This window comes from Curtobacterium citreum (genome assembly GCF_006715175.1).
Classification (GTDB): Bacteria; Actinomycetota; Actinomycetes; order Actinomycetales; family Microbacteriaceae; genus Curtobacterium; species Curtobacterium citreum.
Window position 1 is genome coordinate 1,841,947 of record NZ_VFMQ01000001.1, and the last position, 13,310, is coordinate 1,855,256.

15 protein-coding genes are annotated in these 13,310 nt (G+C 73.4%); all 15 read left to right on the forward strand.

Annotation, left to right across the window (positions count from 1 at the left end; translation table 11 throughout):
• Window positions 1-395 precede the first annotated feature (395 nt).
• The 15 genes from FB462_RS08675 (at window position 396) to FB462_RS17330 (ending at window position 13,298) form a co-directional block, all read left to right on the forward strand.
• Window positions 396-1,211: a sigma-70 family RNA polymerase sigma factor gene (locus FB462_RS08675; RefSeq protein ID WP_141861385.1), complete on the forward strand. Its 816-nt coding sequence runs from the start codon at window positions 396-398 to the stop codon at window positions 1,209-1,211.
• 109 nt (window positions 1,212-1,320) lie between these two features.
• The gene (locus FB462_RS08680) at window positions 1,321-2,481 is read left to right on the forward strand and encodes a flagellin N-terminal helical domain-containing protein (protein WP_058741149.1); all 1,161 of its coding nucleotides are present in this window, start codon (window positions 1,321-1,323) and stop codon (window positions 2,479-2,481) included.
• 90 nt (window positions 2,482-2,571) lie between these two features.
• On the forward strand, window positions 2,572-3,975 hold the full coding sequence (fliD, locus tag FB462_RS08685) for a flagellar filament capping protein FliD (protein ID WP_141861386.1): 1,404 nt from the start codon (window positions 2,572-2,574) through the stop codon (window positions 3,973-3,975).
• A gap of 11 nt (window positions 3,976-3,986) precedes the next feature.
• Window positions 3,987-4,463 carry a flagellar export chaperone FliS gene (locus FB462_RS08690; RefSeq protein WP_141861387.1) on the forward strand — a complete coding sequence of 159 codons (477 nt, stop codon included), beginning with the start codon at window positions 3,987-3,989 and terminating at the stop codon, window positions 4,461-4,463.
• Window positions 4,453-4,770 (forward strand): hypothetical protein, encoded by a 318-nt coding sequence (locus tag FB462_RS08695; RefSeq protein WP_058741147.1) that lies wholly within the window; start codon window positions 4,453-4,455, stop codon window positions 4,768-4,770. Before FB462_RS08690 ends, FB462_RS08695 begins: the two co-directional genes overlap by 11 nt.
• Before the next feature lie 183 nt (window positions 4,771-4,953).
• Window positions 4,954-5,298, forward strand: coding sequence for a flagellar basal body rod protein FlgB (locus FB462_RS08700; protein WP_058741146.1), 345 nt, complete (start codon window positions 4,954-4,956; stop codon window positions 5,296-5,298).
• Window positions 5,295-5,690: a flagellar basal body rod protein FlgC gene (locus FB462_RS08705; protein WP_141861388.1), complete on the forward strand. Its 396-nt coding sequence runs from the start codon at window positions 5,295-5,297 to the stop codon at window positions 5,688-5,690. The genes FB462_RS08700 and FB462_RS08705 overlap by 4 nt, the downstream gene beginning before the upstream one ends.
• On the forward strand, window positions 5,690-6,037 hold the full coding sequence (fliE, locus tag FB462_RS08710) for a flagellar hook-basal body complex protein FliE (protein WP_175326171.1): 348 nt from the start codon (window positions 5,690-5,692) through the stop codon (window positions 6,035-6,037). Before FB462_RS08705 ends, fliE begins: the two co-directional genes overlap by 1 nt.
• A complete protein-coding gene (gene fliF / locus FB462_RS08715) occupies window positions 6,037-7,698 on the forward strand; it encodes a flagellar basal-body MS-ring/collar protein FliF (RefSeq protein ID WP_141861390.1) in 1,662 nt (553 codons plus the stop codon). Before fliE ends, fliF begins: the two co-directional genes overlap by 1 nt.
• Window positions 7,695-8,777 carry a flagellar motor switch protein FliG gene (gene fliG / locus FB462_RS08720; protein ID WP_257222115.1) on the forward strand — a complete coding sequence of 361 codons (1,083 nt, stop codon included), beginning with the start codon at window positions 7,695-7,697 and terminating at the stop codon, window positions 8,775-8,777. The genes fliF and fliG overlap by 4 nt, the downstream gene beginning before the upstream one ends.
• Window positions 8,770-9,432, forward strand: coding sequence for a FliH/SctL family protein (locus FB462_RS08725; protein WP_141861392.1), 663 nt, complete (start codon window positions 8,770-8,772; stop codon window positions 9,430-9,432). Before fliG ends, FB462_RS08725 begins: the two co-directional genes overlap by 8 nt.
• Complete coding sequence (locus tag FB462_RS08730) at window positions 9,429-10,760, forward strand: FliI/YscN family ATPase (RefSeq protein WP_141861394.1); 1,332 nt, start codon at window positions 9,429-9,431, stop codon at window positions 10,758-10,760. Before FB462_RS08725 ends, FB462_RS08730 begins: the two co-directional genes overlap by 4 nt.
• Window positions 10,760-11,191: a flagellar export protein FliJ gene (locus tag FB462_RS08735; protein ID WP_114851056.1), complete on the forward strand. Its 432-nt coding sequence runs from the start codon at window positions 10,760-10,762 to the stop codon at window positions 11,189-11,191. Before FB462_RS08730 ends, FB462_RS08735 begins: the two co-directional genes overlap by 1 nt.
• Window positions 11,188-11,907, forward strand: a complete 720-nt coding sequence (locus tag FB462_RS08740) for a C40 family peptidase (RefSeq protein ID WP_141861405.1) — start codon at window positions 11,188-11,190, stop codon at window positions 11,905-11,907. The genes FB462_RS08735 and FB462_RS08740 overlap by 4 nt, the downstream gene beginning before the upstream one ends.
• Entirely contained in the window at window positions 11,904-13,298 is a 1,395-nt protein-coding gene (locus FB462_RS17330) for a flagellar hook-length control protein FliK (RefSeq protein WP_167510056.1), read from the forward strand. Before FB462_RS08740 ends, FB462_RS17330 begins: the two co-directional genes overlap by 4 nt.
• Window positions 13,299-13,310: the final 12 nt, after the last annotated feature.

Below are 13,310 nucleotides of genomic sequence, written 5' to 3' on the forward strand. Positions count from 1 at the left end.
CGCCCGACGCCGCCGTAAGCCGACGCCGGACCGCAGCCGGCGGGGCGGAGCCGACCCGTGCCTCCAGGCCGGTGGTCGTGTCACCCGGGACGGGGGACAAGAACGCCCGTTCCCTGCCGGAGGTCCCCCCAAATGCCGACGCGGGAACGCCTGATGCACCCCCGCACTGGGGTCGGTTGAAGCCCCCCTCAGGCGATTGCCAGCCGATACATTCGAACCGCAGCGCGGGGGACATCCCCGCGCACCGCATCGCAGGGATGCGGGCGCCGCGCGGAGGGAGCCGCGCGGTCCTCGGCGTACACACCGGCCACCAGCAGGCCGGTGCTCGTCGTGCCCACGGACGGGAGCGGCCCACGGACGGGTCGGTACTCACGCAGGTCGACCAGGGGAACAGCATGGACCGGAACGCACGCAACGCGATGATCGTGGAGCACCTGCCGCTCGTCGGCTACATCGTCGCCGACGTCCGTTCCCGAGCCACCCACCTGGACCGTGACGACCTGGCCGCCGTCGGCTCCCTCGCGCTCGTCGCCGCAGCCGAGGCCTTCGACCCCACGCTCGGCGTCCCGTTCGGTGCCTACGCCCGGACCCGGATCGCCGGTGCGATCGCCGACGACATGCGGAGCGCCGACTGGGCGTCCCGCGGCACCCGGAAGCGCATCCGCGAGACCCTCGCCACGCAGGAGGCCCTGTCCGCCCGGCTCGGTCGCTCCGTGGGCGTGCAGGAGATCGCGGACGCGATGGGTGTGGACCGGCAGACGGCCGCCGACGCGATGTCCGACGCCGGCCGCTCCGTGGGGCCCATCGACGAGACCGTGCACGACACCCTGGCCGCCGACCAGCCGCTGCCGGGCGAGGACCTGCTAGCCGCGGAGAAGCGCCGCTACCTGCGCGCCGCGGTCGCCGCGCTGCCGGACCGGATGCGCTTCGTCGTCGAGAACGTGTACTTCGGCGACCGTTCGGTGACCGAGGTCGCCGCCGAGCTCGGGATCACCCACTCCGCGGTGTCGCAGCAGCGCTCCGAGGCGATGCGCCTGCTGCACGACGGCATGGCCGAGCACTACGGCGACGGGACGGCCGTCGAACCGGTCTCCCGGACCACCGCCGCCCGCCGTAGCGCCTACCTCGCCCGGGTCGCAGCGAACGCCGCCGCCGGGGTCGCGCGGGCCGTGCACGACGCGTCGACCCCGAGCGCGGTCGCGGCCGGCTAGAACTTTTCCGTCTCGCACCTAACGACCCCGGTCGGTCGGTCGAGAGTCACGAGTGTCAGCCCACGGACGGGCAGACACCACCACCCAAGGATTCACGGAGGAAACCACCATGGGTATGTCCATCAACACCAACCTCTCGGCACTCAACACGTACCGGAACCTGAACTCGACGCAGAACGACCTGTCGAAGTCCCTCGAGAAGCTCTCGACGGGTCTCCGCATCAACCGTGCTGCGGACGACGCCTCCGGTCTGACGATCTCCGAGGGACTCAAGTCGCAGGTCGGTGGCCTCACGGTCGCCGCCCGCAACGCGCAGGACGGCATCTCCGTCGTGCAGACCGCTGAAGGTGGCCTCACCGAGACCCACTCGATCCTCCAGCGCATGCGCGACCTGGCCGTCCAGGCCGGCAACGACTCGAACAACGCCACGTCGCGTGACGCGATCAAGACCGAGGTCGGCCAGCTGCAGAAGGAACTCGGGCGCATCGCGTCGTCGACGAACTTCAACGGCACGTCGCTGCTCAACAACAACTCGACCCTGAAGTTCCAGGTCGGGGCGAACGCGGGCGCCGACAGCCAGATCGCGGTCGACCTGTCGGGTGCGAACGTGCAGAACATCGTCGACAACCTGGCCGGTGGCAGCACCGGCACCGGCACGAAGTTCGCCATCGCCGACGTCTCCGCCCTCGCGGGTGCGGCGTCGTTCAAGGTCACCAACGGCGGCGAGGAGACCACCGTCACGACCGCGAACCTCGGCGCAGCGGGCACCTTCACCTCGGTGCAGGGCTACGCGGACGCGCTGAAGGCGGACGCGAACTTCTCGGCCAACTTCACCGTCACGGTGGACAAGGACGCGAACGGCGCCGGCACCGGCATCACGGTCACCGCCAACAACGGCGGCACCGTCGACGTCACCGCGCCGGGCACCGGCGTCGCGGCGGGCACCGCGGGCGCCCCCGTCACCGGTGGCCTCGCGTTCGACACGGCGGACAAGGCGCAGGCCTCGATCACCCTGATCGACCAGCAGATCGCCAAGGTCTCGTCGGCTCGCTCGAACCTCGGTGCGATCCAGAACCGCTTCGACCACGCCATCAACGTGACGAACGTGGCCAAGGAGAACCTGACCGCTGCGCAGTCCCGCATCACGGACGTCGACATGGCCGAGGAGATGGTCAAGTACACGCGCGACAACATCCTCAGCCAGGCCGGCACCTCGATGCTCGCGCAGGCGAACCAGAGCACGCAGGGCGTGCTCTCGCTCCTGCGCTAGCAGCACTCGACGCCGTCATCCGGGGGAGTCCAGGCCCTCGGGTGATGGCGTCACCACCCTCCACGACGTCCCGACGGCAGGGAGCCCTCGATGTCCTCCGTGTCCTCCGCGAGCAGCCTCGCGATCGACGGTCTCGTCAGCGGTCTCAAGACGACGGACCTCATCAACTCGCTGATGACCATCGAGCAGGTCCCGCAGACCCTGCTCAAGAACAAGCTCACCGACACGAACTCGTTCATCTCGTCGCTGCAGACGATCAACGGGCTCGTGCAGACCCTGGCGTCGAAGGCGACGGACGCGGCGAAGCTCACCTCCCTCGACGTCTTCACCGCGAAGAGCTCCTCGACCGCGGCCACGGTCTCGACGCGAGACTCCGCCGCCGCTGGATCGCTGTCGTTCACCATCGGTGCGACGGCGACCGCACAGGTCGGCGTGACCGCGGCGATGTCCACGTGGGCGTCCGACGCCGAGCCGATCACGATCGTCGGGGCGGGCGGCAAGCAGACCAGCGTCACCCCGGCGTCCGGCTCGCTCGACGACGCCGTCAGCGCGATCAACGGTGCCGCCGCCGGGGTCACCGCGACGAAGGTCGCCGCCGGGACCGCGACCGACGGCACGCAGCTCTTCCGACTGCAGCTCACCGCGACGAAGACCGGCGCCGCCTCGGCGTTCCAGGTGTACCGCGGCACGGGTGACCAGGTGACCGCGGGGACCGCGACGAACGTCCTGACGCAGACCGGCGCCGCGGTGGTCACCGCCGCGAAGGACGCGAGCGTCACGCTGTGGGCCGGGACCGACGCCGCGCAGACCGTCACGAGCGCCACGAACACCTTCACCGACCTGCTCCCCGGCGTCGACGCCACGGTGTCGGCGCCCTCGAGCGACCCGGTCACCGTCACGATCGGCCAGGACACCTCGAAGGCCCAGGGCGTCGCGTCCGGACTGGTCGACGCGCTCAACGCGATCACCGCGTACTACGGCACGAACACCGCCGTCACGAGCACCACGAGCCCGACCACCGGCACCACGTCGACCACCGCCGGCGTGCTCACCGGCGACGCCACCACCCGCGACGTCGTGCAGCGGCTGACCTCGACGATGTCGACCCCCGTGAACGGGAAGTCGCCCTCGTCGATCGGCATCGTCATCACGAAGGACGGCGACTTCACCTTCGACGCCGCGGCGTTCCAGAAGGCCCTCGCCGACGACCCGGATGGCACGCAGGCCGTGCTGTCCGGCGTCGCCACGAACGTCGGTGCTGCCGCGACGGCCGCGTCCGACAAGTACACCGGGTCGATCACGACGTCGATCACCGGGCAGCAGTCCGTCGCCACGGACCTCAGCGCCCAGATCGACAGCTGGACCGACCGCCTGACGCAGCGTCGGGCCACCCTGCAGGCGCAGTACGCGGCGCTCGAGACGAGCCTGAGCAACCTGCAGTCCCAGTCCTCCTTCATCGCCAGCCACCTCGCGACCCTGTCGTCGTCGAGCTGACGGGAGCCACCATGAACGCCTTCGACCTGCAGTCCGCCGCCTTCCGCCAGGCCGCCCAGCCGCGGACGGTCACCGACCAGCGCCGGGCCCAGTACACGAACGAGGCCGTCCTCTCCGCGACGCCGGCGCAGCTCGTCACGATGCTGTACGACCGGCTGATGCTCGACCTGCACCGCGCCGAGGCCGCGCAGACCGGTGCCGACTGGGACGCCGCCCGCGAGCAGCTCCTGCACGCGCAGGCGATCGTCGGCGAGCTGTCGTCGACGCTGCGCATCGACGTGTGGGACGGCGGCGAGGGCCTGCTCGCGATCTACAACTACGCGTCGACCTCGCTCATCACCGCGAACGTGCACCGCGACGTGCAGGCCACCCGCGACTGCATCCGGATCCTCGAGCCGCTCCGGCAGTCGTGGCACGAGGCCGCCGCCGCCCTGCCCGCGACCCGTCCGCTGCCGGGTGCGACCGGGGGAGCGCTCGGTGTCGCCTGAGCCGAGCGGCGAGGGTGACCCCGACCTCGGGCCCGGCGCCGACCTCGCGGCGTGGGGTGCGGTGCTCGACGCGCTCGAACGCGACCTGACCGTGGCGGGCGGCCCCGCGTGGTCGGAGCCGACCGGGCTGGGACCGGTGCCGCGGGAGCTGGTGGGGCGTGCCTCCCGGCTGTTGGCGGCGCAGCGCGACCGGACGGCGACGCTCGAAGCGGAGCGGCGACAGGTGCTGGAGCACCTCGGAGCGCTCCGCGCGGTCTCGGCGACGCGGGAGCCGCGCGGGTCGGTGTACCTCGACGCGTCCGCCTGACGCGGGTCGGGCCGCCACCCACCCACGCCCGCCACCCCCGTTCGGGGCGACGACTAACGAGCCGGGGCGGCACGCCGACAGCGGTCGTCGAGCACGGATCGCTCACCAGTTCGGCCACGGATCGGCCACCCGCCAACCGGCGACGTCCCTCGGGACGCCGCTGCCGAAGGGGACGGTCGACCAGTGTTCGATTCCGTGACGAGCGCCGCGCTGCAGAGCGCGCTCGACGGCCTGTCGCTCCGACAGCGCACCATCGCGAACAACATCGCGAACATCAACACGCCGAACTACCACGCCGAGAAGGTGCAGTTCGAGGACGCGCTCGCGCAGTCGATCGTGCACGGCGACGGTCACACCGCGGCGACGACGGCGCGGAGCCTCGAGCCGACGAACACCAACGGCAACAACGTCAACCTCGACCAGGAGACGCTCTCCAACGTCGACACCGTGCTGCGGTACCAGTTCGCCACGCAGGCGATGAACAGCGAACTGACGAGCGTGCGCGCGGCGATGCGGACGAGCTCGTGACGACCTTCGACGCGATCGGCATCGCGAGCACCGGCCTCACCGTGCACCGGAAGTGGCTCGACGCGATCTCGGACAACATCGCCAACGTCAACACCGTCCGCTCGATGGACGACTCCGCCTTCCAGGCCCGGTACGTCGAGGTGCAGGAGGGTGCGGGGACCTCCGGCGCCTACGTCGAGGGCGCCGCGTTCGGCAGCGCCGCCGGCCGGGTCACCTACGACCCGGAGAACCCTCTCGCGAACGCGCAGGGCTACGTCCGGATGCCGGACATCGACCTCGGGACGCAGATGGCGGACCTCATCATGGCCCAGCGTGGCTACCAGGCGAACGCCGCGGTGGTCGACCGGGCGAAGACCGCCTACGAGGCGGCACTGCAGATCGGGAAGAACTGATGCCCATCGACGCCGTGAACGGTGTTACCACGAACGCGATGACCCGCGCGTTCCCGAGCACGTCCGACGTGACCGGGACCGGCGGCCTCGGCGGCGCCGACGCCACGACCGGGGCGACCGGCGCCGGCGACGGCTTCGCCGGCAGCCTGACGAACGCCGTCGACGGCCTGCAGCAGCTGCAGAGCACCTCGAAGACGCTCGCGCTCAAGGCCGTCACGGGCAACCTCGACGACATCCACGACGCGACCATCGCCGCCACGCGTGCGCAGGTGACGCTCGAGCTCGTCGCCGCCGTGCGGAACAAGGGCGTCGACGCGTTCAACGAGATCATGCGGATGCAGGCCTGATGCCCGCCGCCGTCCAGGACACGTGGGCCCGGCTCGTCGCCTACGTCAAGGGGTTCTCCGCCGCGCAGCGGACCATCGCGATCATCGGCATCGCGGCGGTCGTGCTCGGTGGCATCGCGCTCGCGAGCTGGCTCGGGAAGGCGACCTACGCGCCGCTGTTCACCGGCCTCGCCGCGAAGGACGCGAGCTCGATCACCGACCAGCTGACCACCGACGGGGTGCCGTTCCAGCTCAGCGACGGCGGGGCGACGATCCTCGTGCCGCAGGCGCAGGTGTACTCGGAGCGGCTCAAGGCCGCGTCGAACGGGCTGCCGTCGTCGAACGAGGGCGGCTACTCGCTGCTCGACAAGATGGGCGTGACGAGCTCCGAGTTCCAGCAGGACGTCACCTACAAGCGCGCCATCGAGGGCGAGCTCGCGAAGACGATCTCGTCGATGGACGGCGTGCAGACCGCGACCGTGCAGCTCGCCATCCCGGAGAAGACCGTGTTCACGTCCGAGGAGAAGGACCCCACCGCGTCCGTCTTCGTCGCGACCGAGAACGGCAAGCAGCTCACCACCGAGCAGGTCCAGTCGATCGTGCACCTGACGAGCGCCGCCGTCGAGGGCATGCAGCCGACCGACGTCTCCGTCGTCGACTCGAAGGGCCAGACCCTGTCGGCCGTCGGCACCGGCGCGACCGGCAGCGGGCAGGACCAGGCGGCGGACTACGACGCCACCACGAGCAAGAAGATACAGGACCTGCTCGACACGACCCTCGGCGCCGGGAACGCGAGCGTCGTCGTCTCCGCGACGATGAACGAGCAGTCCGGCACCCGCACGTCCGAGAGCTTCGCCACCCCGACATCGGGGCCGGTCGCGCTCAACGAGTCGAGCACCAAGGAGCAGTACGGCGCGGGCGCCGCCGGGGCGGCGGGGGCGACCGGCGTCCTCGGCCCGGACAACGTCGCCGTCCCGAACGGCACGGCGGCGAACGGCACCGGCGGGTACACGAACGAGTCCGCGACGAAGAACAACGCCGTCGACCACACCACCGAGACGACCCAGATCCCGGCAGGGGGCGTGCAGCGGCAGACCATCTCCGTCGCGCTGAACTCCCGCGCGGACGCCGTGAAGAACGCGAACCTGCAGAGCGTCAACGACCTCGTCGCCGCGGCGGCCGGGGTGGACAACGTCCGCGGCGACCAGGTCCGCGTCGCGGTGATGGACTTCGACCGCTCCGCCGCCCAGGACGCGCAGAAGGCGCTCGAGGCGCAGCAGCAGGCCGACCAGCAGGCGTCGATGTGGTCCGCGATCCGCACCGCCGGCATCGTCGTCGCCGTGCTCGCCGCCGCGATCGTCCTGGCGATCGTGCTCGCCCGCCGCGGCCGTCGCCAGGAGCGCGAGGCGGTCGACGTCGGCGAGCTCGACGCCTTCGCCGGCGAGACGTTCGAGCTGCCGCTCGCGCTCGACGACGCCGAGCGGACCGGCCTGTCCGCCGGGGACGCCCCGACGGTCGCGCTCCCGACCCTGCCGCACGACGACGCCCCGACCGAGGTCCTCACGACCGACGAGATCAGCGCTGAGCGCCGCCGCCAGGACATCTCCGCCCTGGCCGAGCGCGATCCGAAGCGCACCGCCGAGCTCCTCCGCGGGCTCCTGGACGACCGGTCCCCGGTGTGAGCGGCGTCGTGCCGGTCGCCGCTGGGAGTGCCGCCGCCGGGAACACCCCGGCGGGCGGCGGGACCGCCGCCGAGCGTCCCCTCACCGGCGCGCAGAAGGTCGCCCTCATCCTCATGCAGATGGAGACCGAGCGCGCCGCCGAGGTGATGAAGCAGTTCACCGAGCTCGAGGCCGAGGAGATCTCGGCCGAGATCGTCCGGATGCGCCGCGTCGACGACACCGTGGTCGACCGGACGATGAGCGAGTTCCACCGGATGACCCAGCGCGGCCACGTGCAGAAGCGCGGCGGCAAGGACGCGGCGCTCGGGCTGCTCGAGGCGTCCTTCGGCTCCGAGCGCGCCGCCGGCGTGATGGACCGCCTGGCGTCGAACCTGGCCGGGCAGTCGTTCGAGTTCCTCGACGACGCCGAGCCCGGGCAGGTCGTCAGCCTGCTCGAGGGCGAGCTCCCGCAGACGATCGCCCTCGTGCTCGCGCACCTCAAGCCCGCGCAGGCGAGTGCCGTCCTGGCCGGGGTCGACGAGCGCGTGCGGACCGACGTCGCCCAGGCCTTCGCCACGATGGGCAGCGCCACGCCCGAGGCGGTCGGCATCGTCGCCGGGGTGCTCCGGCAGCGCGCCGGTGCCGTCGTCTCCCCGCGCGAGAGCGTCGAGGTCGTCGGCGGCATCGCCCCGCTCGTCGACATCATCAACCGCTCGGACGTCGCCACCGAGAAGGCCGTGCTCGAGGGGCTCGAGGCGCGTGACCCGGAGCTCGCCGAGGACATCCGCTCCCGCATGCTGACCTTCACCGACATCGTGAAGCTCGAGTCCCGGGACATCCAGCAGGTGCTCCGCGGCATCGACTCGAAGCTCCTTGCGACCGCCATGAAGGGCGCTCCGGGCCCGGTCGTCGAGACCATCCGTGCGAACGTCTCCGAGCGCAACCGCCAGCTCCTCGACGACGAACTGCAGTCGATGGGGCCGGTCCGCGTGTCCCAGGTCGAGGAGGCGCGCGCCGAGGTCGTCCGCTCCGTGCGCGAGCTCGAGGCGCAGGGCGTCATCACCGTGCACCGCACCGAGGAGGACGAGCTCGTTGACTGACCCCGTCCTGCAGCGCGTCGCGTACCCGGTGCTCGACGGCACCGTCGCGCGGGACCGCGCCGCGGCCGCCGACGTCCGTGGGCACGCCGCCGGCTACGCGGCCGGGCTGCGCGCCGCCCAGGCGGAGACCGCGGCGCTGCACGCGCGCCTCGAGACCGAGCACGCCGCGCGCGTCGCGGCCCTGCAGGCGGAGACCGCCCGCCGGGTGCAGGTCCTCGACGCCGCCACGAACGCGCTCCTGGCACAGGTGGCGCCCGTCCTGGCGGACGCGGAGGACTCGCTCGTCGACGCGGCCCTGGACCTGGCGGAGGCCGTCGTCGGGTACGCGGTGCGCGCCTCCCGGCAGACGGTCGGTGACCACACGGCGGCGGACGCCGACGGGGCGGGAGCCGGCCTGGAGGACCGTGGCGCGGACGGTGCGGAGGCGACGGTCCGGCGGGCGCTCGCGCTGGTCGACCGCACGGTCGCCCTGGCGGTCCGGACCAGCCCCGCGGACGCGACGCGCGTCGCCGGACTCGACCTGCCGGTCCCGGTCGTCGCCGACCTGTCGCTCCGCGACGGGGACGCGGTCGTCGACCTGCCGGACGGCCTGCTCGACGCCCGCCTGGACGCCGCGCTCGGTCGTGCCCGCGAGGCCCTGGAGGCGGCACGGTGACCGCGACGCTGCTCCGCCCCCGTGGCCTCGACGATGCCCGTGCGGCCGCGGGGCCGCAGCGCGTCGGCGTCGTGACGAGCGCCGTCGGACTCGGCCTGACCGTCGCGGGACTCGACGCGCGCATCGGCGACGTCGTGACCGTCGGCGCGGACGGCGGACCGCAGACCGCGGTCGAAGTCGTCGCGACCGACAGCACCGGCGTGCGCTGCATGCCGCTCGGCCGGCTCACCGGCATCACGGCCGGCACCCCCGCACGGCCGACCGGGCGTCCGGTGCTCGTGCCGACCGGCGTCGGGCTGTTCGGCCGCGTGCTCGACGGGCTCGGCCGTCCGATCGACGGCCGCGGACGCCTGGACTCGGACGGCGCCGTCCCGATCGACCACCCGACGCCGGACGCCATGGCCCGCACGCGCATCCACGCGCCGATGCAGCTCGGCGTCCGCGTCCTGGACACCCTGACGACCGTCGGGCGCGGGCAGCGCATGGGCCTGTTCGCCGGGTCCGGTGTCGGCAAGTCGTCGCTGCTGTCGATGATCGCGCGCGGGAGCGACGCGGCCGTCAACGTCATCGCGCTCGTGGGGGAGCGCGGCCGCGAGGTGCGGGAGTTCCTCGAGGACGACCTCGGTCCGGAGGGCCTGGCGCGCTCGGTGGTCGTCGTGTCGACCTCGGACGAGCCGGCGCTCATGCGACTCCGTGCGGCCTTCGTCGCCACCCGGATCGCGGAGTCGTTCCGGGACGCCGGGGCCGACGTCGTGCTCATGATGGACTCGCTCACCCGCGTCGCGATGGCGCAGCGCGAGATCGGCCTGTCGGTCGGCGAACCCCCGGCCACCCGGGGCTACCCGCCGTCGACGTTCTCGGTGCTCGCCGGACTGCTCGAACGCGCCGGGACGGACCGCGTCGGCAGCATCACCGGGCTCTACACGGTCCTGGTCGACGGCGACGACCACAACGAGCCGATCGCGGACAGCGCGCGCAGCATCCTCGACGGGCACGTCGTGCTCGACCGGAAGCTCGCCGTGACCGGGCACTTCCCGTCCGTCGACGCGCTCGGCTCGGTGTCGCGCGTGGCCTCGAAGGTCACGACGCCCGAGCAGCGTGCCGCGGCGACCGTCCTCCGGAAGGTGATGGCCGCCCGGCAGGGGGCGCAGGACCTGCTCGACGTCGGGGCGTACCAGCGCGGGACGAACCCGCTCGTCGACGCCGCGGTCGACCACCGCGGCGCGATCGAGGCGTTCCTGCAGCAGGGCATGGACGAGCGCGCCGACGCCGCGTCCTCGTGGCACGCGCTCGAGACGCTCGTCGCGCGGCTGGGGGTGACCGGCTGATGGCGAAGCGCTTCCCCCTCGCCGGGCTGCTCCGGCTCCGGCACGCGCAGCAGGACCGCGCCGCCGCCGTGCTCGCCGCCGCGAACGACCGGGTGCGCGACGCCGCGGACGCCCGTATCGCCGCCCGGCGGAACCTGGCCGACAGCGAGGCGTCCCAGCCGATCACGGACGCGGCGACCCTCAGCGCGGTCGCCGCCGCCCGGGCGTCGACGCGCGGGATGCTCGAGGAGCTCGAGGCCGTCGCACGGTCCCGCCGCGAGGACGCCGACGCCGCGCAGGCCGAGCACACCGCTGCACGCCGGGCCGCGCTCGGGCTCGAGAAGCTCGAGGCGCAGCACGCGCGCCAGCAGGCGGCCGAGGAACTCCGGGCGGAACAGCACGCCCTCGACGAGATCGCGGCTCGACGCCGCACGGAAGGTGGTGCCCGATGAGCGTGGACGCCGTGCTCTCCCGCATCGACGAGATCCGCACCCGCATCGACGCCCTGCGCAGCGGGGTGACCGGCGGGACGACGACGACCACGACCGGGTCCTCCGGCGCCGCGTCCTCGACGACGTTCGCGGACGCGCTCTCCTCGGCGGCCGACGACCCGCTGTCCGCGTCGACCTCCGCGACGAGCGCCGCCACCGCAGCGCCCGCGACCTCCGTCGACGCCGGCAAGGGCACGCTCGCCACCGGCAGCGGCGCGACCGGGGCGGACGTCGTCGCGGACGCGAAGAAGTACCTCGGTGTGCCGTACGTGTTCGGCGGCACCACCCGCTCCGGGATGGACTGCTCCGGTCTCGTGCAGACGGTGTTCAAGGACCTCGGCGTCACGATGCCCCGCGTCGTGCCGGACCAGGCGGACATGGGTGTGCCGGTCGCGTCCCTGGCCGACGCGAAGCCCGGGGACCTCATCGTGCCGAAGGGCGAGCAGCACATCGTCATCTACCTCGGCGACGGCAAGGTCCTGCACGCTCCGCGCCCGGGCAAGGACGTCCGCATCGTCGACAACTGGTACAAGGACTCCGACATCGCCACCATCCGCCGGATCGTCCCGTCCGAGACGCCCGCGACCCCGGCCGTGTCCGCGGGCGCTGCGGCGTCGAGCGCGACGGACCTGCAGACCGCGGCGCTCCTGTCGATGATGCGCGGGAGTGCCGCATGAGCCCGGTGTCCACCGTCCCCACGCCGGCCGTCCGGTCGGCGCCGACGCCACCCGCGTCCGCGCCGGGTCCGGGCCAGGCGTCGGGTTCGGCCGAGCCCTTCGGCGCCGCGATGGCCGCGGTCGCGGGCTCGGCGCACCAGGCCGCGCCCCGGGACGGTCGTGAGCCCGAGCACACCGCGACCGAGCACGCCGGAACCGACCACGACGGCGCCGGTACCACGACGACCGGCGAGCTGGTCGCTGCGAGCGACGCCGCCGCGGCGCTCCCGGTCGCACTCGTGGCCGCGCTCCCGGTGCCCGTGCCGTCGATCGCGCCCGCGGGACCCGCCACTACCACTGCCACGGCGCCGGGGACGCCGGCCTCGACCACGTCGGCGAACGAGACGGCGGCGGGGCCCGTGGCCGTGACCGCGACGCCCGTCGTCGCGGCGTCGACGATCGTGCCCACCGCGGCTCCGCTCACCACGGCCCCGACCAGCGGTACACCGGCGCATGCCCCGGTCCGCGACAACCCGGCGGTGTCGATCGACCCGGGCACCACGCCCACGCCCACGCCTGCGACGGCAGCGGCACCGGTAGCAGCCCGGGCGCCGCTCGCGCACGGGGAGCCGGCGGCGACGAGCAGCCCGGCCACCACGGGCACCCCGTCAACCCCGTCCACCACGGCTGTGGCGCCCGCCGCGCCCGCAGTGCCGGTGGCCCCCGTGACGGCGACGGCGACGGCGTCCGCGCCGGCGCCGGCGACCGCGGTCACCGCGTCTGCGCTCGCGACCGCACCGGCCGTACCCGTGACCACCCCGGCGCAGCCGTCTCGCGGGACCGGCCACGCACCGGAGGCGACGCGGACCGAGCAGGGTGATCCGATCCTCCAGGCCGTCTCCGCACCCCGCGGTGGTGAGCCGGCCGTCACCGTCCCGACCCCGCCGGCGGCCCCGACCGCCGGACCCGCGGCGACCACGGGCGCCCCGGCCCCGAGCGCCCCGCTCGCCCAGCAGCTCGCCCGCCCGGTGTTCGCGCTCGCGCACGCCGGCACCGGCGAGCACGTCGTCACCGTCCAGGTCGTGCCCGACACGCTCGGACCGGTCACGGTCCGCGCCCACGTCACGGCGCACGGCATGCACGTCGAGCTGTTCGCGGCGTCCGAGGCGGGCCGCGACGCGGTCCGCCAGGTCCTGCCGGACCTGCGCCGCGACGCCGCGGGCGCCGGCGTCGCGACGACGCTCGACCTGTCGTCGCAGAACCACCCCGGCGCGCAGCCCGGTCGCGACGACCGCCCGGCCCCGTCGCCGCTGCGGTCCGACCCCGGCCTGGAGGCACGCCCCACCTCCGCCCCGCAGCCCACCCCTCGTCCGTCCACCGTCCGCGCCGTCGGGCTCGACGTCCTCGCCTGAAAGGCCACGACC

What these genes read in the sequence shown, in the direction of transcription:
- fliD (WP_141861386.1), top strand. Translation starts at nt 2,572, where the DNA reads ATGTCCTCCGTGTCCTCCGCGAGCAGCCTCGCGATCGACGGTCTCGTC.
- FB462_RS08740 (WP_141861405.1), top strand. Translation starts at nt 11,188, where the DNA reads ATGAGCGTGGACGCCGTGCTCTCCCGCATCGACGAGATCCGCACCCGC.
- FB462_RS17330 (WP_167510056.1), top strand. Translation starts at nt 11,904, where the DNA reads ATGAGCCCGGTGTCCACCGTCCCCACGCCGGCCGTCCGGTCGGCGCCG.
- FB462_RS08735 (WP_114851056.1), top strand. Translation starts at nt 10,760, where the DNA reads ATGGCGAAGCGCTTCCCCCTCGCCGGGCTGCTCCGGCTCCGGCACGCG.
- FB462_RS08680 (WP_058741149.1), top strand. Translation starts at nt 1,321, where the DNA reads ATGGGTATGTCCATCAACACCAACCTCTCGGCACTCAACACGTACCGG.
- FB462_RS08690 (WP_141861387.1), top strand. Translation starts at nt 3,987, where the DNA reads ATGAACGCCTTCGACCTGCAGTCCGCCGCCTTCCGCCAGGCCGCCCAG.
- fliF (WP_141861390.1), top strand. Translation starts at nt 6,037, where the DNA reads ATGCCCGCCGCCGTCCAGGACACGTGGGCCCGGCTCGTCGCCTACGTC.
- fliE (WP_175326171.1), top strand. Translation starts at nt 5,690, where the DNA reads ATGCCCATCGACGCCGTGAACGGTGTTACCACGAACGCGATGACCCGC.
- FB462_RS08675 (WP_141861385.1), top strand. Translation starts at nt 396, where the DNA reads ATGGACCGGAACGCACGCAACGCGATGATCGTGGAGCACCTGCCGCTC.